This window comes from Vibrio sp. A2-1 (assembly GCF_021728355.1).
GTDB lineage: Bacteria > Pseudomonadota > Gammaproteobacteria > Enterobacterales > Vibrionaceae > Vibrio > Vibrio splendidus_K.
Window position 1 is genome coordinate 669,550 of the sequence record NZ_JAKKCO010000003.1, and the last position, 26,894, is coordinate 696,443.

Genomic DNA, 26,894 nt, shown 5'->3' on the forward strand with positions numbered 1-26,894 from the left:
GTTTCTATTAGGTCGGTACTTTGTATCGGCCTTTTTGTTTCCATCTGCCTAAGCCCTTACAACAGGTTCTTTGTACATTCCCTTCATGCACATGCTTCTACAGCCTACCTCAAACAGCACGTTACAGCTGGTCTCAAAAACGCACCTCTTGGCGCTATTACAATGCTTAGTTAGAAATCCCAACACGTACACTAGAAAAACAAAAAGCCCCTGTAAGAGTACTTACAGGGGCTTTAATTCAAGCTTTAGTCTTGGTTCTTAAGTACAAGACTTAAGAAACTTCGATTGGGCCGCCGAATGAAGTTACTGGAGGCAGTTTGCCTTGGAACTTCTCGAAGTTAACCAAACATGTGTTTGCTGACGTTGCTTGAGCAAGTTCAGACGTACCGATGTCTTGAGTTAGTGTGTTTGGATCGCCGTATGTATCTAGCGCACCCACTTTCTCGTTGATCGGGCCGTACCAAGCACCTTCTTCGATACGAACAACACCAGGAGCGTAGCTATCCATTAGAACAGCACCTGCTAGTAGTTGACCACGGTCATTGAACACACGTACTACATCGCCATCTTTGATGCCTTTCTTCTTAGCATCGACTGGGTTGATGTAGATAGGCTCACGGCCTTGTACCGCGTAAGTCGCACGCCACTCTTCAGATTCACACATCTGAGAGTGAAGACGCTTGTCTGGGTGACAAGATTGTAGCCAGTACGGGTGTTTGTCAGAGCCTGGACCACCATGTGAACGTTCAGATTTCTCAAACCACATTGGGTGTTCTTGACAGTGCTCGTAACCCATGTTGCCAACAGTACGGCTTGTGATTTCGATGAAACCAGAAGGTGTACCTAGTGCGTTGATCTCTGGATCTTCACGGAATGAAGCGTGACGAGTCCATGGCTTACCTTTGCCGAAGTCTAAGAAACCTTTCTCCCAGAACTCAGCAAACTCAGGCATTTCGAAGCTGCCTTCGTTTGATGCACGACATTCGTCATACAGAGATTTAACCCACTGCATTTCGTCCATACCACGCGTGTAATCGTTGTAACGACCCCAACGCTTAGTTAGGTTAGACATGATCTCGAAGTCCGTCTTAGACTGGAACAGAGGATCCACTAGCTTGTGCATTGCGATCAAACCACGGCCAGAGTACGCGCCATAGCCATCAATATCGTTACGTTCCCACTGAGTACATGCTGGAAGCACGATATCAGAGTGACGACAAGTTGCAGTCCAAGCGAAATCAACAGCCACTACAGTTTGTAGACTCTTGAATGCTTTACGCATCTTGTTGCGATCTTGGTGGTGGTGCCACGGGTTGTTACCACTGAATACCATCATCTTAATGTCTGGTAGCGTTACAGTAGAACCGTTCGCTTTGATCTTCTTACCTGGTTCAAGCAAGCTATCAACCCAACGAGCTACTGGAATTACGCGGCTATAACCGTTGTAATCTGTATTCGTGTGTTTAGGTGATTGACCTTGGTCGATGTTCAACGGGAAAGAACCCGGAGCAGCGAAGCCAGTTGAAGATACACCGATACCTGAGTAGTGGTGACCGTAAGAGATACCACCGCCCGGAAGACCAATTTGGCCAACCATTGCTGCGATAACTGCACACATCCAGTAAGGCTGCTCACCGTGCTCTTGACGTTGGATACTCCAACCAACAAGAATTTGCGTACGACCGTTAACCAGCATCTTAGCGAATTCACGGATAGAGTCCGCGCTTGCGCCACAGATAGCCGAAGCCCACTCTGGTGTCTTCTCAACTTTATCTTTCGTTTCACCTTGAACGTACTTGATGAAGTCTTCAAAACCTAGACAGTAAGTTTCGATGAACTTCTTGTCGTACAGGCCTTCGTTGTAAAGAACGTGAGCAACACCAAGCATGAACGCCACATCAGTTTGTGGGTTGATGTACATCTGCTCGTTTTCTAGGTAACGGCCTGTTTTGTTTTGAACAGGGTCAACAGAAACAACGTTGATCTCTTTCTTAGCAACTTTCTCTTTCAGCTGTTCTAGGTATGCGAACGACTCGTGAGTCTCACATGTCCAACCTACTTGAAGGTTTTTAACTGGATCGTTACCCCAAAGAACAATGTTGTCACTGTTTTCTAGGATAAGTTCCCAAGATGTACCTTGTGCGTAAACTTCAGTCGAACCTAGCACGTAAGGCATGATCGTTTGACCAGCACCTGTTGAGTAGTCACCGATTTTCTTCACAGAGTAACCGTGAAGTGCCATTGCACGTTGCATATGGTTAGTACAGCTGTGGAACTGACCCGTTTGTCTCCAACCAGTTTGACCGGTGTGAAGTGCCCATGGACCGTAATCTTTCTGTACGCGCTCTAGTTCGCGGTAAACAAGGTCTAGTGCCTCATCCCAAGTCACACGAATAAAGCGGTTGTTACCACGCGTGTCTGCGCTGTATTTATGCTTCTTCAACCAATCTAGGCGAACCATAGGGTAACGCACACGTGAAGGGCTGTAGATAATACCTTTAATACCTTTCAACATCTCAGTTGGGTGTTGATCGATTTCTAAAGGTTTAATTTCTTGCACTTTACCCGCGTAAACGCGAGCTCGGAAGGCACCCCAGTGAGAACCAGAGACTTTCCACGCGCCGTCTGTTTCTGCAGCAGACGCTGATGCCGACGCCAATAAGCTTGGACCGATAACCGATGCCGCACTTGTAGTAGCGACACCTTTCAGGAAACTTCTTCTTGTAATTGCCATTGTGTTACTCCAATTGACGTCTTATTAGTGATGGCCTTCAGAAAAATCTGATGAGTGCTTCTGTAGATACTTAAGAACAAGTGCTTCTGTATCTGTATCGAAGTTAACGAACGCAATCATACCATCTAGCATGCCTACCCAACCGTTGGCGCTGAAGTGAGCTTCATCTGGCTGTGAGTGACACGTTGAACAGTTAGATTGGTACGCTTGACCCGCTGCGTTCCAAATTGGATCGAAGTTATCAACCATAGACTCTTTCTTCATCCAAAGTGCTAGGTTAACTTCTTCCCATGGAAGGCCAGTAAGCTCATCTTCTTTCTTCTCACCAACAGTGATAACGTCACTTTGAGATACTTCTTTCGTCAAGATTGCAGTCGAGATGTTCATACCGAAGTCTTCTTGGATTACACGTCCGAAGCCTTTCGCTTTACGCCAACCGTCGATTTGAATCTTGATCATGTCGCCTTTTTCGTCGATAACCGCAACTTTACTTGCAGGGCTTAGTAGACCCGCTTCAACTGTTGCTGTTTCATCTGTGTACATTGGTAGGTGACGAATAGAAATCACGTCAGAACCATTTGCGTAAGATGTGCTGCTTGCTACATTTTCTAGCTCGCCAACAATGCCGCTCGCTGATGCCATATCTAATGGAAGGTTGTGAGCAATACCTTTGTGACAGTCAACACAGCTTTGATCACGCTCTGCCGCATTCTTCATCTGGATACGCGCTGTTGGGCGCATGTTTTCGAAATCCATTGAATCGTAGTTGTGGCAGTTTTTACACTCTAGAGATTTGTTCGAAGAGAAACGATCCCATTCGTGTTTAGCCAGCTCGATACGACGAGCTTCGAATTTCTCAGGCGTATCTAGGTCACCAAATACTTGAGCGAAGACTTCTTTAGATGCTTGCATCTTACGAGCAATTTTTGCTGTCCATTCATGTGGAACGTGACAGTCAGGGCAAGTAGCACGTACACCAGAAGTGTTTTTCCAGTGAACCGTTTCTTGTAGTTCTACGTATACGTTGTCACGCATGGTGTGACAGCTTACACAGAACTCTTCTGTGTTTGTATGTTCTAGCGCTGTATTAAAACCGCCCCAGAAAATAACACCGGCGATAAAGCCACCCATAGTTAATACACCAAGACTGATGTGTACTGCTGGGCGAGTCATTGTGCGCCATAATTTAACTAAAAATGATTTCATGTTTAGCTCTCTTAAAAATTAGTTCTAATAAAAATGTGATAGCAAGAGGGCATTACATGCCGCCGTGTGCACCTGGAGGACCTAATACAAACACTTGCAGTGCCCAAACTAGAAAGCCGTAGCCTCCTACAAAAGCCACACTTAATATTGGAAAGAGAACCACTGCGATGAAGAGGAATGACTTCCACTCCAACGAGCGTTTTTCGCCAGTTTCAATTTTATTAACATCACTCATACATTTTGCCTATTTTGTATTTAGTAATTTCGAGTAGCTCATTCTAAGGAGCTAAAGTTCTTGAGTATCTAACAACAAATTTTAGACCATACACAAAGTAGGGTTCAATCAAATCTCCTGTTATATCCCTTGCTAATCAATACTTTTTTGAGGTCATCCAAACTTGTTTTTAGTTAAACAAAGTTATTAAAAAGTATTAACAAATGTGAAGAATTAAGTATATTTCACAAATGTTAAAAACCAACATTTGCGCAACCACATTGTAACCAATTTTAACGTTTTACCTACTAAGTAGTAGCCAAAAAACCCTCAAATAACCATTATTTTGTACTTTGAATGTTAAATAATTGAGCCTTTTTTGAGTTCGACAGGTATGACGCTGAAATGCATCATTTGGCACTTTCAGATATGATAGAAGCCTTATTAAAAGGAAGCATTATGCAAGACGTTATTGATATATCTTGGTGGCAATTATTGTTTTTCAGTTCACTTCTCTTGCTGCCAATTGTAATCAACCACAAGCTAAAACTTGGCCTTGGAAAAGAGGCTTCTATCAGCATCATTCGCATGACTGTTCAGCTATTTCTGGTTGGCCTCTACCTAGAATACCTGTTCACTTTGAATAGCTTGTGGGTCAATTTACTGTGGTTATTTACGATGATTATCGTTGGGGCAAGCTCGATTGTTGAAAAGTCCAAGTTACCCCGAAACCTCTTGTTAGTCCCTGTAGCTGTGAGCCTAGCGGTAACCTGTGTACCCATTGTCTTGTTCATCTGCTTATTTATCATTAAACCAACACCGGTTTTTAACGCTCAGTACCTTATCCCGATCGCAGGGATGTTATTGGGTAATAGCTTAAGCAGTAATATAGTGGCATTGCAGAACCTGTTTGGTGCTTTTGAAACACAGAAATCAGAATATGAAGCAGCAATCGCGTTAGGCGCGTCTCCTTCCTATGCTGCAGCGCCTTTTGTGCGTAATGCTATACAGAAAGCGATGTCTCCTATTATGGCCTCAATGGCAACCACAGGCTTAGTAACGCTACCGGGGATGATGACAGGACAAATCTTAGGGGGAGCTTCACCAATGATCGCAATTAAGTATCAACTGATGATCATGTTGGCTATTTTCGTGATGATGAGCTGCTCCTTAGCGCTTGTACTTCATCTATCGTTAAAGACTTCCTTAACCAAAGAAGGGCGAGTTCTCGCTCAAATACAGCCTTCAAAATAACCTCCCGTCTCCTCTTAGATCTGGTTACTCACTGAATTTGATACAGGTTATCCACAGAAATTGTGGATAACCAAATCAATATAGATCCTTTTTTGTCCATTTCGGCTCGAGCAAAGATCATTGCCATTGATCCTTGGGTGATTTCAAAGACATATACACACGTGTAGAACTGCGTTGCTAAGCGTTCAGATGATAATTTAAGAAATCAACGAGTAAGTTTTCCACAAATAAAAAACGGCCTGCAATGCAGGCCGTCTTGTAAATGTCATAAGTCAGTTCAATGTTTTCACTGAGCTTTAACTAATCTTGTCACTGAGCTAGTCACGCAAGCTTTGTTGATCCGCCATCTTTATCAATCGCGTAAATAAATCAACCAATACCACATGCCAACAAAGATACCGCCGCCAATGATGTTACCGATAGTAACGGGCAGCAAGTTGTTCATCAGAAAGTCCATCATGTTTAGGTCAACATAGTCTGCCGGATTAGCCCCTGTCATTGTCCAGAATTTAGCTGGAGCAAATGTTTTGATACCGATAGCTAAAGGGACTTGGAACATATTCGCAATACAGTGCTCAAAGCCCGATGATACAAACATCGCGACAGGTAAAATCAGTACTGCAATTTTGTCAGTCAATGTTCGTCCACTAAACGTCATCCATACCGCGATACAAACCAATACGTTACACATGATGCCAAGCGCGATAGCTTGGATAAAACCATGGTGCATTTTGTGCTGAGAAATGGCCATCGCATTCAAACCCACTTGCCCATGGTCGAACATGTACTGTTTAGTCAGAAGCATGCATGCCACTAGCAATAAAGCACCAATAAGGTTACCGATATAAACGGTCGCCCAGTTCTTTACTAGGGTTCCCCAGCTAATCTTGCCACTTGCGCGAGCAACAAGAGTGAGCACCGAACTGGTAAACAGTTCGCCGCCAGTAACAACAACGAGGATTAAGCCCAAGCTAAATGCAAGGCCACCTAGGACGCGAGTAATACCCCAAGGTAAATCACCAGCGCCAGTGGTTACAATTGTGTAGAACACAAACGCAATACCGATATGTATGCCAGCTGAAATCGCTAGGAGAAAAGATTTGGTTGGATCTTTGGTTGCTTTACCTACGCCAATATCTGCAGCGCGCTCAGCCATTTGTGGCGGTAATAATGAGTCAAATTGGTTCAGATTCATGATGATTTACATTTTGAAACATGTTGTCGGGAGCGAGATAATCCTCTCTTTCATTTCTGAATTCAAGAGCTATTTGGGACTCAAAATACCTCCCACAACCTTGTGGAAAGGAAATAGCCCAAGTTATTCAAAATTCATACAACTTTAGTAGTAAAAAGAAAACTATGCTGAATGAAAGGTTATCAACTTAAAAAATGGCACACTTATAAATATCAATAAGTTACGAAAGAAAGCAAAGGAATAACGTACACTATAATGACTCACAGATCGCTGTTGCCTCTAGATTTTGATATAGATCAACAGAACGTAAAAAAGCGCCCTTAGGCGCTTTTAACTGAATCACAAATAAAGAAATTAGTGATGCTAAACCGAAGGTTCAATCACTTCTTCTGATGATTGTTCTAGAGCAGAGCCCTCTAGATTCGATCCAGTACTCAAAGGGATTACATCAGAATCACTTTCATTGGCAACTTTACCACCTAGATTTCTCAAACTGTCCACTAGCTCTTCTAAACTCTTAATATGCGCATCACTCTTGGTAATCTGCTCATCTAGAAGATTGCTATGCTTAGTCGCCTCAGACAATTGTTGCGCCTGCTTCTGATTGTCACTCTCTAGCTTAGCGAGTTGTTCAGTCAAAGTTTCAATTTCTGACTTTAATGACGCTGTCATATCTAAGCTTTTTAACGCTTTCACACTCGATACAATTTTCTGAGATTGCTGACGCAACCCAACATCTCGGTAATCTTCATCATTAACCACTTGTGAAATGCTCAACAACTGATTCTCTGCATTCAAAACCGACTGTTCGAATTTGTCGCCTTTTACGCTCGCTAGCACTTTGACTTCATGAGCGACACTGCGCACGTGGTTCAACTCAAACTCCGCAGCGTGGACCGCATCTTCAATGATCGACTTTTCACGGGGACTGGCTTTGACTTGGCTTTCTGCCAAAGCAATTTGAGATGCTGCTTTAGCAAACGTCAGTGGAGCAACGTCATCAAAATCTTCATCTTCCAAGAACTCTAACTCGTCCTTCAATGGTTCGATGTATTTCTTATGTGCCACTTTAACTTCCAATAAGCGAGCATTATTAAGAAACTCCACCTGTGCTTCTTGAGCGTCTTCAAGCTCATCGACCAGCACATACTCAAACAACTCGCTGTATTCTGAATACAAGCGTTTGTAGCTCGAGGTAAACATGGTATCTGCGCCAAGGAACTTGAGGTAATCCATTTGCACAATCGAATCCGCTAGTACTCGGTCAGCCTTCTTCTTTAGCACTAATATCGAGTCATAGTTTGATTTGATCAACGCAATTTTTTCATCAAAAGCTTCAGCGTAAGTCAGGCTCGAAAAAATTGAATAACTCTTGGTGAGCCGAGTTTCGTCTTTCAGTAAATCTGCATAAATGCTTTCAGCGTCGTCCCAAGCGTCTAATAGTTCATTGTAATTCTCTGGAGCATAGAGAGACAACTGAGCGTGGTCTGCGAGCTTAGCCTCCCATTCGGAGTAAACGCTTTGGACAGACTGAAATGAACGGACCTCGATTGTAGATTGGTTATTGTTGTTTGTGGTTTGGTTCGCGTCTGTCTGCTCTGAAGGTGTACTCTGACACCCTGCGATAGCAAATAGCATACTGATCATTAATGCTACTTTGTTCGCTCTCACTTATGCATATCCTTTTTATACAATATTCGCTCAATGCAAATTATTTCTAGTCACAATATATTACAACCACTTAGCAATAAACATCACTGATGATTTAAGTGGATGCAAATCACCCAATATAACCCAAATAAACTCATCACTAGATGATTAATCAATCAATTTGGTATCACTTATCAATTCTCTTTATTTGCTATTGCCTGAGCCGTGAATGCGCACTAAGGTGAAGGTAGAGAACGTTATGAATATATAGGTTAATTATGAAGTACAACGCTGAAAACATTGCTGATTTAAACCTCCTTCTTCAATTTGATGTAAGTAGTGCCGCTACTGGAATTAAAGTTCATCAAGAGGCAGCTCAAGAAACTCAAGACGCTGTTAAGCGCCTATTCGAAAAGAACCTTTGTACTCAGCCAGACGGCGGTTACCTAACAGATGAAGGTATACAGATGGCAGAGCGCGCAGACAAACTACTTCGCGTACTAAACTAAAGCTCCATTGTTCTAGTAAAAACTCCACTCGCCTCGGCCGTGGAGTTTTTTCATTTTTGGCCAAAGGTTTGTTAGGCTTATTGTAAATTCGTCATTTGCAGTTGTGAGGAACACATGGCTTCTATATTTATTGTTGGTGCAGGATGGGTCGGTGCACCTTTATCTAAACATCTAGAAAAACATGGTAACCAAGTAGTGGTCACAAAAACGACCCGAGCGGGTGCAGACGCCATTGGTAACAAACGTATCCCATGTGAAGTTTTCAGCTTTGACTCATCGGAGCCTGAGCATACTATAGGCCAACTCTATTCACTGTTACTCGAAAATAATGCAGAGATCGTCATTGGTAGCTTCCCTCCCGGCTTTAGAAAAGGTGCGGGACAAGAATATGCCGAATACTGGCAACAGCTAACCAATGCTTGTCAGAAAGCCAATGTCAAAAAGCTGATCATGGTTAGCTCGACTACGGTCTACCCGACCAAGCCAGGGATTTTATACGAGCAAGATGCCTCATTAGCGATTTCTACGTCGAGTGATGAACAAGCCAACTCATTTTCGGACAATGCACGCGTGATGCTACAAGCAGAACAGTACATCATTGATTCCGGTATCGACTACACCATCCTTCGCTTCAGTGGGTTAATCGGCCCTAGCCGCCACCCCTCTAGGTTTGCAAGTAAATTGAAACAGGTCAGCACTCAAGCTCCTGCCAACATGCTTCATCTTGACGACGCGATTGGCGCGGTCAACTTCGCTATCAACCAACTGCATAACGAAGTGGTTAATGTTACGACCCCGAACACGGTGAGTAAGGCGGAATTTTATGCCGCTGCACTGAAAAGCGCCAACAGCAGTGAGCCGCTGCCCCTCGTGGTCGATACACCAGACAAGCTGATCTCTTCGAAAAAGATTCTCGACTTGGGTTACTCGTTTAAATTTGAATCCACGCTGGACGCTCTTTATGACTAATCAATCCATAGCTAACCAAGACATAGCTAAGCAATCTGTAACAAATAACTCAAGGATTAAGCTACATCGTTCGATCGACATCCTTTGGAACTTCATGTCTATGGGCCACAAGGTTACGCCTTCAGATTGCATCTTTGTGCTGTGCAGTAATGATACTCGTGTCGCTGAATACGCTGCCGAGCTCTATCACCAAGGTGTGGCGCCTTATATCGTATTTTCTGGCGGTGTGGGGCGCTTTACAGAAGGGAGCTTTGAACGTTCAGAAGCCGAAACATTCGCGGCTATTGCACGAGATGCTGACGTGCCAGACTCTGACATTATCATTGAGAAACACGCAACCAATACTGGGGAAAATGTACGATTCACCCACGAATTGCTGACTGAGCAAGGGTTGTCACCGAAAAAACTAACCTTAGTACAGAAGCCCTTTATGGAGAAACGCACCTATGCCACGTTTAGTAAACAATGGCCTGAAGAAAGTGTAGAAATTACCGTGACTTCGCAATGGCAAAATTGGGATGATTACTTTAATGAAGAGTTGCCGTTAGACATGGTTTTGGGCGCATTGATTGCTGATTATGAACGAATCAAATTCTACCCAGCCCAAGGCTTTCAAATTGAGATGCCAATCCCCGATGACGTTGATCATGCCTATCAAGCATTGAAGCAACTGGGTTTCGAATAAAACTTTAAGTCACGCAATACACCTTTTCAAAAAACAAAAACGGTGGCACTTGGCCACCGTTTCTTATTTTTAGCTATTACTTGAGCTTGTTGATTTCAGCTTTGTTCACTTAAGAAGAAGCAACCAAAAAGCCGATTATTTGCCTAACGCTTCTTTGTAGTGCAAACGGCAAGCTGAAACATACTGATCATTCCCGCCAATAGCCACTTGGTCACCTTCAGCAATCGCCACACCGTGCTCGTCGGTACGGATTACCATATTAGCTTTACGGCCACAGTGACAAATGGTTTTAAGCTCAACCAGTTTATCTGCCCAAGATAATAAGTAACGGCTACCTTCAAACAGTTCACCCAAGAAATCAGTACGTAAACCGTAGCAAAGTACAGGGATATGCAGTTTATCGACCACTTCTGTTAACTGGTACACCTGCTCTTTCGACAAGAACTGACACTCATCAATCAAAACGCAATGACGCTTTTCTTCTTCATTGAGTTTTTGGATTGCGTCAAACATATTGGTGTCATTTTTAAAAAGTTGAGCTTCAGATTGCAAACCAATTCGAGAGCTAACTTTACCGATACCATAACGATCATCCAATGCAGCCGTGAAGATCACTGGCGTCATGCCACGCTCTTGGTAGTTGAATGAAGACTGAAGAAGCGTTGTTGATTTACCCGCATTCATTGCCGAGTAATAAAAATACATCTGAGCCACAGAAATATTCCTGTTAATTAAAAGTTGAAGATAAAAAGGTGAAATTAGAGAATTTTTGCTAGAAAAAAGGGCTGAAAATCAGCCCTTTTTATAATATTTACTTACGACGCCAAGTCGTACCTTCTGGACCATCTTCCAGAACAATACCCAACTCGTTTAGCTTGTCACGTGCAAGGTCGGCATTCGCCCAATCTTTCGAAGCACGAGAGTCGTTTCGCAGTTTGATCAACGCTTCGATTTCAGCTACTTCGTCATCGTTGCCTGCCGCATCACCTTGCAAGAAAGCCTCTGGATCTTGATGAAGAATACCGATGATGTCTGCCAGTTCACGCATCAATGCACCTAGTGCACTTGCTTTTTCGACACTTTCAGTTTTGATGCGGTTGATTTCACGAGCCATTTCAAACAGTACTGAATAAGCTTCTGGAGTGTTGAAATCATCGTTCATCGCTGTAGAGAAACGAGTCACGTACTCTTCACCACCAGCCGGAGCTGCTGTAACGTCTAGGCCACGAAGTGATGTGTAGAGACGCTCAAGTGATGCACGAGCTTGGTTTAGATTATCTTCGCTGTAGTTCAGTTGGCTACGGTAGTGACCAGACATTAGGAAGTAACGTACTGTTTCTGCATCGTAATGCTGAAGTACGTCACGGATAGTGAAGAAGTTACCCAGTGACTTAGACATTTTTTCTCTGTCTACCATCACCATGCCACTGTGCATCCAAGTATTCACATACTGTGTGCCGTGTGCGCAGCAAGATTGTGCGATTTCGTTCTCGTGATGCGGGAACTGTAGATCTGAACCGCCACCGTGGATATCGAAGTGATTGCCAAGAATAGAAGAGTTCATCGCTGAACACTCAATGTGCCAACCCGGACGACCTGGACCCCATGGTGATTCCCACGTAGGTTCACCTGGCTTAGACATCTTCCAAAGCACGAAATCTAACGGGCTACGTTTTGCAGAATCGACATCAACACGAGCACCCGCTTGAAGCTGATCAAGGTCTTGCTTTGAAAGCTTACCGTATTCGTCAAATTTCTTAACTTCGAACATCACGTCGCCGTTGCTTGCAACATAAGCAAAACCACGTTCAATTAACTTTTCAACAAGTTCAACGATTTCAGTGATGAATTCAGTCGCACGAGGCTCAACATCAGGGCGCTTCATGTTCAATGCATCGAAGTCCGCGTGCATTTCCCCGATCAGGCGCTCAGTCAGAGAATCACAAGACTCACCGTTTTCATTAGCGCGCTTGATGATTTTATCATCGATATCAGTGATGTTACGAACGAAGTTCAAATCGTAACCAAGGTAACGAAGGTAACGAGTTACTACATCGAAAGAAACAAACGTGCGGCCATGACCAATGTGACAGAGATCGTATATGGTTACCCCACAGACATACATGCCGACTTTGCCAGCTGTAATTGGTTTGAATTCCTCTTTCTGTCTTGTGAGTGTGTTATAAATTTTCAGCATGATCTCTATCTATATTTGTGTATTAATCAAAATAAGAGGTCAAGTATATCAATTCATGCGTTATTAGGTAATCCCCCAAAGCAGTAATTACCTCAAACAACCAAGTTAAGTTAATGATTTGGTGATTTGAAAGTCCGCCAACATGCGCTAGAATTCGAACTTCATATTAAAAAAACAGTAAGGTAACAATCATGATCATCCTTCACACAAATTTTGGTGACATCAAAGTTCAACTTAACGAAGAAAAAGCACCAGAAACAAGCGCAAACTTCCTACAGTATTGCCGTGACGGTTTTTACGACAACACGCTATTCCACCGTGTTATCGATGGTTTCATGGTTCAAGGCGGCGGCATGACTTCTGGCCTTAAAGAAAAAACAACTCGTGCAACTATCAAGAACGAAGCAAACAACGGCCTAGCGAACAAAGTTGGTACGCTAGCAATGGCTCGTACTATGGAACCGCATTCAGCGAGCTCCCAGTTCTTCATCAACGTTAACGACAACTCTTTCCTAAACTTCCGTAGCGAAAGCCTAGACGGTTGGGGCTACTGTGTATTCGCAGAAGTTGTTGAAGGCATGGACATCGTAAACAAGATCAAAGGTGTTAGCACTGGTTCTATGGGTATGCACCAAGATGTACCTCTAGAAGAAGTGATCATCACTGGTACTACAATCGAAGCTTAATTACTTGCTTTCGGTTAGTATTAATAATTGATGAGCCGATAAAATCAGGATATAGGGAGCGAATCGCTCCCTTTTTTTAGACCTATGAAAACATATTTTATATCAGACCTGCACCTTACTCCGTCACGACAAGATATCACTGACTGCTTCTTAACCTTTATGAAGAAAGAAGCCGTAGAAGCTGATGCACTTTACGTGTTAGGCGACCTTTTCGAATTCTGGATTGGTGACGACGATAAGAGTGAGTTCGCGACTTCTATCCGCCAAGCGTTTATCGACTTAGTGAAAACGGGCGTACCTTGCTACTTCACACAAGGTAACCGCGACTTTTTAGTTGGTAAAAAATTTGCCAAGCAAACGGGCGTGCAACTTCTAGATGAAGTATCAACAATCGATATCTACGGACAAAAAGCGGTGGTGTTGCATGGTGATACCCTGTGTACCGAAGATGTAAAATACCTCGCCTTCCGTGAAAAAGTGCATCAACCCTGGCTGCAATGGGTCTTCAACAGAATTCCATTTTTCATCAAGAAGAAAATTGTCTCGAAGGTTCAATCTGACATCAAAGATGACAAGCAGACCAAATCTCTCGACATCATGGATGTGACACAACAAGAAGTGGAAGATGTGATGGAACGAAACAGCGTCGATCTTATGATCCACGGCCATACTCATCGTCCTGACATCCACACCTTTAACGTCAATGATTGCACTAAAACTCGTATCGTATTGGGTGATTGGTATACGCAAGGTTCAGTGCTGGTGTTCACTCCGCAAAGTTTTGAACTACAGAATCGAGAGTTTAGCAACCGCTTTTAACATCACTCTTAAACTTTCACTTTGATTATTATTATCGGTCAGACTTTCATAGAAAGTGTATGGTAATTTCTACTGAATTAGCTATTATCTCTCTACCAGAAATAAACCGAACACAGTACCAAGTTGAAATATTCATACGTAGCGCGTCAACCCATACTCGATACAGACAAGAAAACCATAGGTTACGAGTTGCTATTCAGGGATGGTCCTAAGAACACTTTCCCTGAAGTAGAGCCGGAGCTCGCTACTAGCCGTTTGCTTTCCGATCACTTTTTATCAACTCACTATAATACGTTGGGTGATAAATTGGGGTTCGTGAACTTCCCTTATGCAAGCCTAATCAACTTAGTCCCGACTCTGTTCCCCAAAGAAAGCCTCGTTGTTGAGGTTCTTGAAGACTGCGAACCAACAGACGAACTACTTGAAGCAATAAAAGCTATCTATGACGCGGGTTACACCATCGCGTTAGACGACTTTGTACCAAGCAAAGCATGGAAGCGCTTTTTACCGTACGTTTCAATTATCAAGTTTGATATCCGTTTGATCTCAATCGCGAAAGCTTCGATGTTCATGAACTCTCTCAAAGGGTTGGATATTAAGTTCCTCGCAGAAAAGGTCGAGACTTACGATGAATATCAAGAAGCAAATCGAGCAGGCTTCACCTACTTCCAAGGTTATTTCTTCAGCAAGCCGGAAATGATTCAAACTCGTGCTCTCAACCCTGCGTTTTTGACGATTGTTCAGCTGTTAAAAGAGATTGCGCACGACCCTATCGACTTTGGCGAAGTAGAACGTTTAATTACGCTAGATGTCACGCTGTCTTACAAGTTACTTGCCTACGTGAACTCCGCAGGCGGCTCAGCAACGACCATTCGTTCATTCCGCCAAGCACTTATTTTTCTTGGCGAGCAAAAGCTGCGTAAGTTCGTTTCACTGGTAGCGATTGCCTCAGCGAAAGAAGATAAACCGGATTCACTCTATGGTTTAGCCGTGTTACGAGCACGTGAGTGTGAACTCTTAGTAGAAAAAATGAATGTAAAGGTAGAACCCGGACAAGCCTTTTTGACCGGTATGTTCTCTCTACTTGATTCACTCTTTGACCAACCGTTACAGCAAGTCTTGGACTCAGTACCAATCGATGAAGAGATCAAGCAAGCTCTGATTCAACGAAAAGGTGTGCTGGGTGCAATTTTGGCGATGGTTATCGCTTATGAGCAAGCTCGATGGGACGAAGCAACGCGCATCCGTAAACTTCTCAAGCTAAGTGAAGCGGAACTCGGTCAAGCTTATGATGAAGCGACTACTTGGGCTCAAGAGCTGTTATCACCTTCGTTGAAATAGTTCACTTCACATTGCTGCTTCAATAGAAACTAAGCTTTGGTGAGCAATCGTTTCTTGGTAAACTCCAACGCATTCATATATGGCCTCTTAATAGAGGCCATTTTTACAGGATCTGACTATGTCTTTATGCCCATGCGGTAGCAAAAATACTTACCAACAATGTTGCGAATCAGCACACCTTAACCACAGTGCAGTTGAAACACCCGAGCAATTAATGCGCTCACGTTATTCTGCACATGTACTTGGTTTGGTTGATTATGTGGTTGCTACTTACCACCCGACTTGTAATGCAGAAGCGCAGAGAGAAGGTATTGCTGAGTCCATAGATAGTGATTGGGCGGGTTTAGAAGTCATCGATACTGCCGCAGGTTCACATGAGAACGAAGGCTTTGTTGAGTTTAAAGCTTACTTCAACGACGGAGCTGAGCATTTCTGTATGCAAGAACGTTCGCGCTTTGTTCGTGAAGACGGTTTTTGGTATTACATTGATGGCACCTTCCCTGAGCAAGAAGATGAACAAGAAGAACAATCAGAGCCAGAGATTGACCCGCGTCTAAATCAAACGGTTGAGAGCTTTAAGATCGGCCGCAATGATCCGTGTATTTGTGGTAGCGGTAAAAAATATAAGAAGTGCTGCGGCTAACTCATATGTCTAGGAAGTTAGATTAAGAGGATAGATTCCAGCTCTCGCCTAGGCTCTTCGGAATAAAAAACTCATAAATTCAAAGAGTAACTGAGGAAGTTCAAGCATTAAAAAGCCCCGAAAACGTTAGTGTTTTCGGGGCTTTTATTTGTCTTTTACATGGTTCTATTTATCTAAAAAGAGCTTACTTATGACGCTCTTTAAGCTTATTCACCACATCGTTCATCGATAAGCCTTGGTCTTGTAAAAGAACCATCAAGTGATAAATCAAGTCTGCTGATTCACACACTAATTCCGCCTTATCGCCCGACGTCGCCGCAAGCGCGACTTCAACGCCTTCTTCGCCCACTTTTTGCGAAATACGCTTGGTGCCACGGGCATATAGACTGGCAGTATAAGAAGACTCAGGGTCTGCGTCCTTGCGGGCAGCCAGTAGCTGCTCAAGCTGATGAAGCCACACCATCTGTGTTTCTTCTTGCTTGTCGCCATCCCAACACGTTGTTGTACCTGTGTGGCACGTTGGGCCAATGGGATTAACCTTAACCAGCAAGGTATCGTTGTCACAATCCAATGACATGTTTTGCAGTTGCAATACGTTACCCGACGTTTCACCTTTGGTCCAAAGGCGCTCTTTAGTGCGAGAGAAAAACGTCACTTGGCCAGTTTCACCTGTTTTCTCGAGCGCTGCTGGGTTCATGTATCCCATCATCAGCACTTGGCTCGATTGGTAATCTTGAACAATAGCCGGCACTAAGCCATCTACTTTTTCCCAATCAATACGCTCTGACAATGCGCCTACTTCTGTTTTTGATAAGCTTACGGGTTCAAAACTCATAGTCGCACCTCTACATCTTGTTGTTTCAAATACTGTTTAAGTTCACCAATATTGATGACTTGCTTGTGGAATACCGAAGCCGCAAGTGCTCCGTCCACGTTGGTTTTTTTATAGGCTTCAGCAAAGTGCTCCATCGCACCAGCGCCACCTGATGCAATCAGGGGTACATTACACACTGAACGTACCATGTTTAACTGGTCGATATCATAGCCGTTGCGAACGCCATCTTGGTTCATCATGTTTAACACAATCTCACCTGCACCACGTTTTTGTACTTCCTGCACCCAATCTTTGGTTTCCCACTTGGTTGCTTTGGTACGCGCTTCATCGCCTGTGAATTGGTAAACCTGATATTTACCCGTCTCTTTATCGAAGTATGAATCGATACCGACAACGATACACTGCACGCCAAACTTATCAGCTAGGTCAGTGATCAGCTGTGGGTTAGCCAATGCAGGCGAGTTGATGGATACTTTATCTGCACCAAACTCAAGAATACGCGCTGCATCTTCCGCGGACTTAATACCACCAGCCACACAGAAAGGAATATCAATCACTTCTGCTACGCGTTTTACCCAGCTTTTATCGACCACACGGCCATCACTTGATGCGGTAATATCGTAAAATACTAATTCATCAGCGCCCTCTTCTGCGTAGCGTTGTGCTAGCGGTACGATGTCACCAATAATTTCGTGGTTGCGGAATTGAACGCCCTTAACCACTTGCCCATCACGGACATCCAAACAGGGGATTATTCGCTTTGCCAACATGCAAATGCCTCCTCTGCTGTGAACTTGCCATCAAGCAGTGCGCGACCAACAATCACACCCGCAACGCCGCTGCCTTTCAGTGCTTCGATATCAGCTAGACTGCCAATGCCACCTGATGATTGGAATTGCACTTGTGGGTACTGCTTACAAAGATCAACATAGAGCTCTACGTTTGACCCTTCTAGCGTGCCATCACGTGAAATATCAGTACACAGAACGTGTTTCAGGCCAACCGTGAGGTAATCTTCAATTAGCGCTTCAATGGTCACGCCTGAATCTTCTTGCCAACCTGAAATCGCCACTTTACGAGTGCCGCTTTCGTCAATGTTGATGTCCAGAGCCAGCACGATTTTTTCCGCGCCGTACTTCTCCATCCAACCTTTAACCAACTCAGGTTGCTTAACTGCTGTAGAACCAACCACAACGCGCTGTGCGCCAGCTTCTAGCAGATCAACGACATCTTGTTCGTTACGCACGCCACCACCAATCTGGATGTTCGCAGGTGTGCTAGCAAGTAGCTTAGCAATTAAATCTAACTGGCGAGCAGTAGTATCTTTTGCACCTGTTAAGTCAACAAGGTGCAGCCAACCAGCGCCAGCTTGGTGATACAGGTTGAACTGCTCTGCTGGATCGACTTTGTATTCTGTTACTTGCCCGTAGTCCCCTTGAAATAAGCGAACAACTTGGCCTTCAATTAAATCTAACGCGGGAATAATCATTTACATTCCTTATCTGGCAACGGTAGCCGCTGCCTAATCCTTATTACAATTCCAAGAAGTTCTGAATCAGCTTAGAGCCAGCTTTTGACGAACGTTCTGGGTGGAATTGAACACCATAATAGTTGCCACTTTGCACTGCGGCAGTGAACGGATTGCCGTAATCACATTGTGCGATTGTGTAGTCACCCACTGGCATTGCGAAGCTGTGTACAAAGTAGAAGTACTCGCCCTCTTCAATATCTTTGAATAGAGGGTGGTTAGGTGTCGCGGTTACTGTGTTCCAACCCATGTGTGGTAATGGCAAATCACCCGTTTCAAGTAAACGAACTTCGCCATCACACAATCCTAGGCATTCAACCAGCGCGTCAGCCTTTTGGCCTTTCTCTTGAGACAGTTTACCTAACAGTTGCATACCTAAACAGATACCAAGCAGAGGCTTCTCCACTTGCTTCACAAGAGAAACAAGGTCACGCTCTTGCAAGTTCTTCATTGCCTCACTTGCTGTACCTACACCGGGTAGGAACAGCTTGTCCGCAGCTAGAACAACTTTTGGTTCTTTCGAAATTTCAACGGCATAGTCCAAACGTTCAATCGCAAACTTCACAGAGGAAACGTTGGCACAACCAGTATCAATAATAACGACTTTTTGATCTTTCATTGTTTTTCCTTGCTAACGTTAGCCTTACAGAACGCCTTTGCTGCTTGGTAACTCATTACCTTCAACTTTGATTGCTTGACGAAGAGTACGACCAAACGCTTTGAACAGGCTCTCAATAATGTGGTGATCATTATTGCCAGCTGAAGAAAGGTGCAATGTACAAGCCAGTGTATCGGTTAAAGAACGGAAGAAGTGAACCACCATCTCCGTAGAAAGGTCACCCACTTGCTCGCGGCTAAACTTAGCATCAAATTTTAGGTACGGACGACCAGATAGGTCTAGAGCACACTGAGCTAAGCACTCATCCATAGGCAGGCTGAAACCGAAACGGCCGATACCACGTTTATCACCTAATGCATCTTTAAGTGCTTGGCCTAAAGCGAGAGCGGTGTCTTCGATTGTGTGGTGATCATCAATGTGTAGGTCGCCCTTCACAGTCAGGTTCATTTGGAAACCGCCGTGTGTCGCGATTTGATCAAGCATGTGATCGAAGAAACCCATGCCAGTATCGATCTTGTTGCCACCGGTTTCATCAAGGTTTACGGCTACCTTAATATCGGTTTCTTTGGTCGTACGAACCACTTCAGCAACACGAGCATTAACCGTTAGATCTTTAACGATCTGTGGCCAGTTGAGTGTGCCTTCCGTTTCTGCATCCGGGCCGTATTGGATACCACGAATTGCCATGTTCTCAGCAAGTTGAAGATCCGTCATTCGATCGCCAATGACAACAGAGTGTTGGAAGTCGACTTTGCCGCCTTGTAAGTATTCTTTAACCATACCCAGTTTAGGCTTACGGCAAGAGCAGTTGTCTTCGTCAAAGTGAGGGCAAATAAGCACATCGTCAAACTTAACGCCTTGAGACTCAAAGAACTCCATCATCATATTGTGTGGAGCATCGAACTCTTCTTGTGGGTAGCTATCTGTGCCTAGACCATCTTGGTTAGTCACCATCACTAAACGGTAACCCGCATCTTGCAATGTCAGTAGGCTAGGGATCACTAGCGGTTCGAATTTTAGTTTGTCTAAACGGTCTACTTGAAAGTCGACTGGTGGCTCAACAATTAAGGTGCCATCGCGGTCTATAAAAAGTATTTTCTGTTGTTTACTCACTTGAACTTCCTTTTAATTTTAAATCTGCTGGCCTAGCTAAAATCAAACGCTAACCCAAAATATTGGTTTCATTTGCCAGTCTGTTTTTAATCAACTAAGACTGACAAATGTTATTAATGGTAAGCCTTTCGTTACTGAAAAAAGTTACGAATGAATCCAAGTGTCTTTTCGCACTCTTCGCGGTTACCAATACTAATACGAACACAGTTTTCAATTGGCGAATTACGCAAGATGATGCCCGTGTCCCATGCCGCTTTAAACAACTCATCGCCGTTCGGGAATTTAACCAGCAGGTAGTTACCCCAACCATCAAATACCGTCACTTGAGGCATACCCAACAAACCAGCTTGCAAATACGCTCGGTTAGCACTTAAATCCAAAACTTGGAACTTCGCTCGCGCAAGCCCTTGTTCAGAAAGCGCTTGAACGGCAATATCAGCAACTGGAATTGGAACTGGGTAAGGCGCAATCACTTTCAACAGTACATCGATAAGCGCTTTGTTCGCCAGCGTAAAGCCACAACGTAAACCCGCCAGAGCAAAAGCTTTCGACAAGGTACGCAGAATCGCAAGGTTCGGGTATTGCTCAAGCAAGTCAACGGTTGACGCTTCTGGACAGAAATCGATATACGCTTCATCCATCACCACAATCGCTTTGTCTTGCGTCATTTCAAGCAGTTTGATGATGTCTTTGCGATCAACCAAGTTACCCGTTGGGTTGTTTGGGCTACAAACAAACACTACTTTCACGTTGTCTAGTTGAGCTTCAATAGCAGGAAGATCCAATTGCCATTCAGCCGTTAAAGGCACAACCTTACGCTCAACACCAATGGTTTCCGCACTGATTGCGTACATACCGTAAGTTGGTGGACAATAAAGAATCGCATCTTCGTTTGGCTCACAGAAAGCACGAATCAGTAACTCAATGCCTTCATCAGCACCACGAGTCGTCAGCGTTTGCTCTGGTGTTACACCTGCATATTGCGCGTAAGCATCAATCAACTCTTTCGGCTGGCATTCGCTGTAACGGTTTAGACGAGACAAGTTTAGGTTATACTCGTTATCAAACGGAGACTCGTTAGCGTTTAACCACACATCTCCGCTGCCACCAATGCGTCTTGCAGACAAGTAAGGTGTAAGAGCCTGAACTTGTTTTCTTGCTAACTTTTCCATGCCCTACCCTTATTTCGCTTTATTTAACTGTTCAAATCGATTTAATTTTTCAACTCGGATAGTCACAGCACGTTTGTGCGCATCCAAACCTTCGGCTTCCGCCATTGTGACTACCGTTGGCGCGAGACCTTTCAAGCCATCAGCCGTTAACTCTTGTACCGTCATGCGCTTAGAGAAATCAGCCAAACCTAGACTTGAATAGGTTTTGGTATAGCCGTAAGTAGGAAGAACGTGGTTTGTACCTGATGCGTAGTCACCTGCAGACTCTGGAGACCAGTCACCAAGGAAGATTGAACCTGCATTGTCTAGCAACGGCAGTAATTCACGCGGGTTCTTAGTCTGAACAATCAAGTGCTCTGGACCGTAGAAGTTAGAAATCGCAATCGCTTGAGTGATCGATTCAGCAATGATGATTAGGCTTGAAGCCAATGCTTGCTGAGCGATGTTCGCACGAGACAGTTCTTTCAGTTGCTTCTGAACCGCATCGGTTACTTGGTCGGCAATCACTGGCGATGGTGTTACTAATACAACCTGTGAATCTGGGCCATGTTCTGCTTGGCTCAGTAGATCAGCAGCAATGAAGTCAGCATCCGCAGTTTCGTCCGCAATCACCATCACCTCCGATGGGCCTGCCGGCATATCAATCGCAGAACCACGGAAGTCGTTACTCACTTGGCGCTTAGCTTCCGTTACGTACGCATTACCAGGACCGAAAATTTTATCTACTTTAGAGACACTCTCCGTACCGTAAGCCATGGCAGCAACAGCTTGACCACCACCTACATTGTAAACCTCATCGATTTTACAAAGATTAGCGACATACAAGATTTCATCCGCGATTGGCGGAGGTGAACAAAGCACAACCTTGCGGCAACCCGCGATTTGAGCAGGTACACCTAACATAAGAACCGTTGACGGAAGTGGCGCGCTGCCACCCGGAATATAAAGGCCAACAGTATTAATCGCGCGTGTCACTTGCTCACACACAACGCCTGGTTGTGTTTCAACCTTAATTGGTTGCGGCTTCTGAGCTTCGTGAAACTTAGCAATATTGCTATAAGCTTGCTCTAACGCTTGCTTCATTTCTGGTGTTAAACGAGCACATGCCTCTTCAATCTCAGTCGAGCTGACTCGAATGGATTCTGGAGTCACACGATCGAACTTTTCAGTCAGCTCTTTAAGTGCGGCATCGCCTTCATTTCGTACTTTTGCAATAACATCAGAAACAGTCGCAGTGATGTTTGCACCTTCAGTAATAGCTGGACGCTCTAGTACCGAGTCTTGCTGTGATTCACTTAAAGATTGCCAAACAACGGTTCTCATCGTCACTACCCCATCATTTTTTCGATTGGTAATACTAGAATCGAGCTTGCACCCAACTCCTTCAGCTGTTCCATAGTTTCCCAGAACAAGTTCTCAGTACTTACTAGGTGAACGGCAACTTTGTCTTTGTCTGTAGATAGAGGAAGAACAGTAGGATCTTCAGCTCCAGGTAATAGCGCTTTGATTTGCTCTAGCTGAGACGTTGGCGCGTGAAGCATGATGTACTTAGACTCTTTCGCTTGTTGAACACCCTGCATACGAGTCAGTAGTTTTTCAATCAATGCTATTTTGTCTGCATCAAATTCGCCAGTGCGTTGAATCAGAGTTGCTTTAGATTGGAAGATAACTTCCGTTTCTTTCAGGCCGTTCGCTTCTAGCGTAGCGCCTGTAGAAACCAAATCTGCGATAGCGTCAGCTAGACCTGCACGAGGAGCAACTTCAACCGAACCTGTTAGCATACAAGTGCTGAACTCAACACCCTGCTCGTCCATGTAGGCTTTAAGTAGTTGCGGGTAGGTTGTCGCAATACGTTTACCCGCAAGATCTTGTGGGCCGTTGTATTCTTCATCTTTGTTGATAGCGATAGAAAGGCGGCAACCACCGAAATCTAAGCGGCGTAGAGTGCTGAATTGCGATGGCTCGTTTAGAGCGATACGGTCTAGGCGAACTTCTTCTAGTTCATTCTCGCCAATGAAACCTAGGTCAACTACACCGTCCATGATAAGACCTGGGATGTCATCATCACGAACCAGTAACAAGTCGATTGGCATATTTAGTGAATGAACAACTAACTGCTCACCCATGATGTTAAATTTAACACCACATTTTTTAAGTAGATCTTGGCACTCTTTACTTAAGCGACCTTTCTTTTGAATTGCGATTCTTAGGCGTTGTGTCTGCATTGCTGTATCCCTGTGCAAATATTTGAATTTATTGATTATTTAAAAGTGCTAAAACTAAAAAACCCTCGGAAGACTTTGTCGTCCCGAGGGTTTAAATCTAAATTCTTTGACTTAACCTCCGGGAGAATTCTTGCTCCCGGGTATACGTAAATCTCCCCGAAAGACTAGATAGGGTGATGATGGTGATGAATGTTCATTACTAATTTACGCATACTTATCGGCTCTTAGGTTGTTTGCTGTCTTGTCTCCACACTAACTAAGCTGACACCCTTTTTCAACCATTTATTCGAACTTTTTTCACGAAATTTAAAATTAAATTAACGAGCACAAAAAAAGGGAGGCAAACGCCTCCCTTTTCATTATTCAATCAAGTGATGATTAGCTTTTGCACGTCGACATTTTACAACGTGAGAAATAAGCCAATGCAAAACATACTGCCACAAACGTTAGAGACGCTGCCCCGAATGCGATGCCAGTTGATGATGTCATACCTAGAGTGATGAAGCCGATACACGATACGAACGCCACAGACAGCGCATAAGGAAGCTGAGTCGACACGTGGTCAATGTGGTTACAACGAGCACCGGTAGAAGACAGAATTGTTGTGTCTGAGATTGGAGAACAGTGGTCACCAAATACAGAACCAGCAAGAACCGCACTTAACATAGGCAGAATTAGCGCGATGTCAGAGGCTGCAGCCATGTCACCCGCGATAGGTAGCATGATACCGAACGTACCCCATGATGTACCTGTCGAGAACGCCATTAGGCCAGCAAGAAGGAACAAAATAACGGGTAGCCAGTGGTAATCAATGTTGCCAGTTGCTAGAGATGATAGGTACGAACCTGTTTTCATGTCACCGATGACAGAACCGATAGTCCAAGCGAACACAAGAATCAGGATAGCGCCAAACATAGAGCTAGCACCGATCCACATTGTTCTTGCGATATCAGACATTGGTAGCTTTTGCTTAAACACTGTCGCTAGCGCAACAAGCAGACCTAGAACGCCACCGTAAACAAGAGACTTACCTACATCTGTATTTTCGAACGCACCAAGCAGGTTAAATGCTTGACCGTCAGCAGTCAGCGCTTGGCCGCCTGTGTAAAGCATAGCAGCAACTGTTGCTACGATTAGCGATACGATTGGCATAACAAGATCAGAGACAGAACCGTTTTCGCTCTCTTGAATGTCTAGCTCTTCGTTTAGATCGTGAGCTTGCTTTTGATCGTTGTCGCCTTCAAAGCCACGGCCTTGAGAGGCTTCAATCTCATGCTCGCGCATTTTACCAACATCTAAACCAAACCACGCAACAGCAAACACCATTAATAGTGCGAACACAGCGTAGAAGTTCATTGGGATAAGACGAACGTAAGCACCCAGTGCAGAATACTCAGTCACACCGTGTGTCACTAAGATGCCACCAATAATAGTGATGATGTAAGCGCCCCAACTAGAAGCCGGCATAATCACACACATTGGAGCAGCGGTAGAATCTAGAATATAAGCTAGCTTAGCGCGAGATACGTAGAAGCGGTCTGTTACAGGACGAGAGATAGCACCTACCGCTAAGCTGTTGAAGTAATCATCGACAAAGATGAATACGCCTAAGAAGGCAGCAAGTAGTTTTGAACCACGTTTGCTCTTCACACGAGACTGTGCCCACTCAGCGAATGCGCGAGTACCACCAGATAGTGTGAGTAATGCCGTTGTCATTCCGAGAATAATTAGGAATGCGATGATGCTCATGTTCCAAGTGTTAATGCCACCATCTTCGATGAAAACACCAGATGCTTTAGTGAACACGTAACTAGCTGCGTTACCTACTGAGTAGTCAGCAAGTAGAATCGCACCCATAACGATACCAACACCCAAGGAAACCAATACACGGCGGGTAACAATAGCTAGAGTCAATGCAACCAAAGGAGGAAGCAGCGATAAAGGCGATGTTGCAAAATCTATTAAATTCATGATCTTCAAAAACCAGTTTTTTATTTGGCTAGAGATCTACTGCAGACAAACTTGATACGGTTTATCAAGCTCATGTTGAACTAAGCGAAAGGGAAGTGAACACTTCACCCAACCCTACAGTAGCGCTCCATAGTTTAAAATTAAGACTATGGCAGTGTTGTACCTATTGAGCACAACCCCAGCAAATTGTTTAGATATACAATTTACTTCGGCAATTACACCTTTCATTCCCGTTCATTGGCATCACCCCAACGAAAACTACTTTTTATAATTGCGCCTCTACGTGCGATAACATTATTAACTGTGTAAACCAGAGTTTAACAACAAATTAACCAAAGCATCGCATCAGGTAGCCGCAATTGTACCCATCAAGAGCAACAATGCAACATATCATTCCGACAAAAATGTCTTTTTGTTAATGAACTAATCAATAAAAAAATAGTCTACATATAGCAATTACTCCACCAGTCACATATCGATTTTTAAGATAATCTTAATAATTATTATAAATTCATCAAAAGTGAGTCGTTTCTTTTTCAACTATTCATCTCACTTTTATATTTAAATAACCAATACAAGAAATACTATTTGTTTTATTCCTAGGCACTGTTTATTATTAGGAGGATTATTTAGTTTACCTTGATGGGAAATATCATGTCTGAATTAACAAAAACACTATTAAATATCCGCAGCCTTCGTGCGTTCTCACGTGAATTAACTCTTGAGCAACTTGAAGAAGCGCTAGACAAGCTGACTATTGTTGTACAAGAGCGTCAAGAGTCTGAAGCTGAAGAACGCGCTGCTAAAGCAGAGCAAGAAGCTAAGCTTTCTGCTATTGCTGAACAAATTGCAAAAGACGGAATTGATGTTGCAGATCTTATTGCTGCACTTTCTGGTGAAGCAAAATCTAAAACAACTAAAGCTAAACGTGCTCCTCGTCCAGCGAAATACAAATACGTAGACGCAAACGGCGACGAGAAAACTTGGACAGGTCAAGGCCGTACGCCTTCAGCTATCCAAGAACAACTAGATGCTGGTAAATCTCTAGAAGAGTTTGCTCTTTAAGGCATCGTGTCTGCTAAGTGAATAATCAATAAAACACTAAGCAATAGAATTAATATTAAGTCGACTAAAGTATTATTTACGGCTTCAATATATTCAGAAACAAAAAAGGCTCCTTTCGGAGCCTTTTTTTATATTTCTGTACCGTCCTAAATATGGTTGACACATTTCCAACATGAAATTGGAGAGTGTCATGAAAACAACAAGTAGACGTACTCAACGAGATTATTCTCTTGCCTTTAAATTGGCAGTCGTAAGCCAAGTTGA

Annotated in this window: 25 protein-coding genes, 1 riboswitch and 1 other annotated feature; of the genes, 9 read left to right on the forward strand and 16 right to left on the reverse strand. The window is 43.8% G+C overall.

Translation table 11 applies throughout. From position 1 onward, the window contains the following. Window positions 1–271 precede the first annotated feature (271 nt). Genes torA through torE form a run of 3 tightly spaced genes read right to left on the reverse strand, consistent with a single transcriptional unit; the run spans window position 272 to window position 4,175 of the window. Window positions 272–2,734 carry a trimethylamine-N-oxide reductase TorA gene (gene torA, locus L3V33_RS14360; RefSeq protein ID WP_237290679.1) on the reverse strand — a complete coding sequence of 821 codons (2,463 nt, stop codon included), beginning with the start codon at window positions 2,732–2,734 and terminating at the stop codon, window positions 272–274. A gap of 24 nt (window positions 2,735–2,758) precedes the next feature. Further along, window positions 2,759–3,940 (reverse strand): pentaheme c-type cytochrome TorC, encoded by a 1,182-nt coding sequence (gene torC / locus L3V33_RS14365; RefSeq protein ID WP_004734592.1) that lies wholly within the window; start codon window positions 3,938–3,940, stop codon window positions 2,759–2,761. A gap of 52 nt (window positions 3,941–3,992) precedes the next feature. Next, the gene (gene torE, locus L3V33_RS14370) at window positions 3,993–4,175 is read right to left on the reverse strand and encodes a trimethylamine N-oxide reductase system protein TorE (protein ID WP_004734591.1); all 183 of its coding nucleotides are present in this window, start codon (window positions 4,173–4,175) and stop codon (window positions 3,993–3,995) included. A 438-nt stretch (window positions 4,176–4,613) separates the two neighbouring features. Here torE and L3V33_RS14375 point away from each other — a divergent pair, with 438 nt between their 5' ends. Further along, window positions 4,614–5,408 (forward strand): ABC transporter permease, encoded by a 795-nt coding sequence (locus L3V33_RS14375; protein ID WP_054546649.1) that lies wholly within the window; start codon window positions 4,614–4,616, stop codon window positions 5,406–5,408. A 352-nt stretch (window positions 5,409–5,760) separates the two neighbouring features. Here the strand turns inward: L3V33_RS14375 and focA are convergent, their stop codons facing one another. Further along, the gene (gene focA / locus L3V33_RS14380) at window positions 5,761–6,603 is read right to left on the reverse strand and encodes a formate transporter FocA (RefSeq protein ID WP_171307776.1); all 843 of its coding nucleotides are present in this window, start codon (window positions 6,601–6,603) and stop codon (window positions 5,761–5,763) included. Window positions 6,604–6,966: 363 nt separating this feature from the next. Further along, window positions 6,967–8,274: an ATPase gene (locus L3V33_RS14385; protein WP_114633233.1), complete on the reverse strand. Its 1,308-nt coding sequence runs from the start codon at window positions 8,272–8,274 to the stop codon at window positions 6,967–6,969. A gap of 257 nt (window positions 8,275–8,531) precedes the next feature. On the opposite strand from L3V33_RS14385, the gene L3V33_RS14390 reads away from it, so the two are divergent. The 3 genes from L3V33_RS14390 to L3V33_RS14400 all read left to right on the forward strand — a co-directional run bounded on the left by L3V33_RS14390 (window position 8,532) and on the right by L3V33_RS14400 (window position 10,416). Then, window positions 8,532–8,762: a TIGR02647 family protein gene (locus tag L3V33_RS14390; protein WP_004734587.1), complete on the forward strand. Its 231-nt coding sequence runs from the start codon at window positions 8,532–8,534 to the stop codon at window positions 8,760–8,762. 114 nt (window positions 8,763–8,876) lie between these two features. Continuing rightward, window positions 8,877–9,731: an NAD(P)H-binding protein gene (locus tag L3V33_RS14395; protein WP_054546651.1), complete on the forward strand. Its 855-nt coding sequence runs from the start codon at window positions 8,877–8,879 to the stop codon at window positions 9,729–9,731. Beyond that, the gene (locus tag L3V33_RS14400) at window positions 9,724–10,416 is read left to right on the forward strand and encodes a YdcF family protein (protein ID WP_237290680.1); all 693 of its coding nucleotides are present in this window, start codon (window positions 9,724–9,726) and stop codon (window positions 10,414–10,416) included. The genes L3V33_RS14395 and L3V33_RS14400 overlap by 8 nt, the downstream gene beginning before the upstream one ends. A 135-nt stretch (window positions 10,417–10,551) precedes the next feature. On the opposite strand, the gene L3V33_RS14405 is transcribed toward L3V33_RS14400, so the two are convergent. Continuing rightward, complete coding sequence (locus L3V33_RS14405) at window positions 10,552–11,130, reverse strand: thymidine kinase (protein WP_004734584.1); 579 nt, start codon at window positions 11,128–11,130, stop codon at window positions 10,552–10,554. Window positions 11,131–11,227: 97 nt separating this feature from the next. Next, on the reverse strand, window positions 11,228–12,613 hold the full coding sequence (cysS, locus tag L3V33_RS14410; RefSeq protein WP_004734583.1) for a cysteine--tRNA ligase: 1,386 nt from the start codon (window positions 12,611–12,613) through the stop codon (window positions 11,228–11,230). 191 nt (window positions 12,614–12,804) lie between these two features. Between cysS and L3V33_RS14415 the strand changes: the two genes are divergently transcribed. The 4 genes from L3V33_RS14415 (at window position 12,805) to L3V33_RS14430 (ending at window position 16,102) form a co-directional block, all read left to right on the forward strand. Continuing rightward, entirely contained in the window at window positions 12,805–13,299 is a 495-nt protein-coding gene (locus L3V33_RS14415; protein ID WP_004734582.1) for a peptidylprolyl isomerase, read from the forward strand. A gap of 84 nt (window positions 13,300–13,383) precedes the next feature. Continuing rightward, entirely contained in the window at window positions 13,384–14,118 is a 735-nt protein-coding gene (gene lpxH / locus L3V33_RS14420) for a UDP-2,3-diacylglucosamine diphosphatase (RefSeq protein WP_017078987.1), read from the forward strand. A 123-nt stretch (window positions 14,119–14,241) separates the two neighbouring features. Continuing rightward, a complete protein-coding gene (locus L3V33_RS14425) occupies window positions 14,242–15,459 on the forward strand; it encodes an EAL domain-containing protein (RefSeq protein ID WP_017093549.1) in 1,218 nt (405 codons plus the stop codon). Between the two features lie 118 nt (window positions 15,460–15,577). Continuing rightward, a complete protein-coding gene (locus L3V33_RS14430) occupies window positions 15,578–16,102 on the forward strand; it encodes a YchJ family protein (RefSeq protein WP_237290681.1) in 525 nt (174 codons plus the stop codon). Between the two features lie 184 nt (window positions 16,103–16,286). Here L3V33_RS14430 and hisIE read toward each other — a convergent pair whose 3' ends face one another. The 9 genes from hisIE to L3V33_RS14475 form a co-directional block, all read right to left on the reverse strand. Continuing rightward, a complete protein-coding gene (gene hisIE, locus L3V33_RS14435) occupies window positions 16,287–16,937 on the reverse strand; it encodes a bifunctional phosphoribosyl-AMP cyclohydrolase/phosphoribosyl-ATP diphosphatase HisIE (protein WP_004734578.1) in 651 nt (216 codons plus the stop codon). Beyond that, the gene (gene hisF, locus L3V33_RS14440; protein ID WP_004734577.1) at window positions 16,934–17,707 is read right to left on the reverse strand and encodes an imidazole glycerol phosphate synthase subunit HisF; all 774 of its coding nucleotides are present in this window, start codon (window positions 17,705–17,707) and stop codon (window positions 16,934–16,936) included. Before hisF ends, hisIE begins: the two co-directional genes overlap by 4 nt. Continuing rightward, a complete protein-coding gene (gene hisA, locus L3V33_RS14445) occupies window positions 17,689–18,426 on the reverse strand; it encodes a 1-(5-phosphoribosyl)-5-[(5-phosphoribosylamino)methylideneamino]imidazole-4-carboxamide isomerase (protein ID WP_012604374.1) in 738 nt (245 codons plus the stop codon). Before hisA ends, hisF begins: the two co-directional genes overlap by 19 nt. A gap of 43 nt (window positions 18,427–18,469) precedes the next feature. After that, on the reverse strand, window positions 18,470–19,084 hold the full coding sequence (gene hisH, locus L3V33_RS14450; protein ID WP_171314753.1) for an imidazole glycerol phosphate synthase subunit HisH: 615 nt from the start codon (window positions 19,082–19,084) through the stop codon (window positions 18,470–18,472). Window positions 19,085–19,108: 24 nt separating this feature from the next. Beyond that, on the reverse strand, window positions 19,109–20,197 hold the full coding sequence (hisB, locus tag L3V33_RS14455; protein WP_065205545.1) for a bifunctional histidinol-phosphatase/imidazoleglycerol-phosphate dehydratase HisB: 1,089 nt from the start codon (window positions 20,195–20,197) through the stop codon (window positions 19,109–19,111). 131 nt (window positions 20,198–20,328) lie between these two features. Continuing rightward, window positions 20,329–21,369 carry a histidinol-phosphate transaminase gene (gene hisC / locus L3V33_RS14460; protein ID WP_171314751.1) on the reverse strand — a complete coding sequence of 347 codons (1,041 nt, stop codon included), beginning with the start codon at window positions 21,367–21,369 and terminating at the stop codon, window positions 20,329–20,331. A gap of 9 nt (window positions 21,370–21,378) precedes the next feature. Further along, window positions 21,379–22,698: a histidinol dehydrogenase gene (hisD, locus tag L3V33_RS14465; protein ID WP_017094422.1), complete on the reverse strand. Its 1,320-nt coding sequence runs from the start codon at window positions 22,696–22,698 to the stop codon at window positions 21,379–21,381. Next, complete coding sequence (gene hisG, locus L3V33_RS14470; protein ID WP_029224816.1) at window positions 22,698–23,594, reverse strand: ATP phosphoribosyltransferase; 897 nt, start codon at window positions 23,592–23,594, stop codon at window positions 22,698–22,700. Before hisG ends, hisD begins: the two co-directional genes overlap by 1 nt. Window positions 23,595–23,647: 53 nt before the next feature. Beyond that, window positions 23,648–23,783 (reverse strand) — a sequence feature (His leader region). Window positions 23,784–23,972: 189 nt separating this feature from the next. Beyond that, window positions 23,973–25,565 (reverse strand): Na+/H+ antiporter NhaC family protein, encoded by a 1,593-nt coding sequence (locus L3V33_RS14475; RefSeq protein WP_102557357.1) that lies wholly within the window; start codon window positions 25,563–25,565, stop codon window positions 23,973–23,975. Window positions 25,566–25,677: 112 nt separating this feature from the next. Then, window positions 25,678–25,855: riboswitch (Lysine riboswitch) on the reverse strand. Window positions 25,856–26,219: 364 nt separating this feature from the next. Between L3V33_RS14475 and L3V33_RS14480 the strand changes: the two genes are divergently transcribed. Beyond that, window positions 26,220–26,630 (forward strand): H-NS family nucleoid-associated regulatory protein, encoded by a 411-nt coding sequence (locus L3V33_RS14480; protein WP_004734569.1) that lies wholly within the window; start codon window positions 26,220–26,222, stop codon window positions 26,628–26,630. Window positions 26,631–26,894 lie beyond the last annotated feature (264 nt).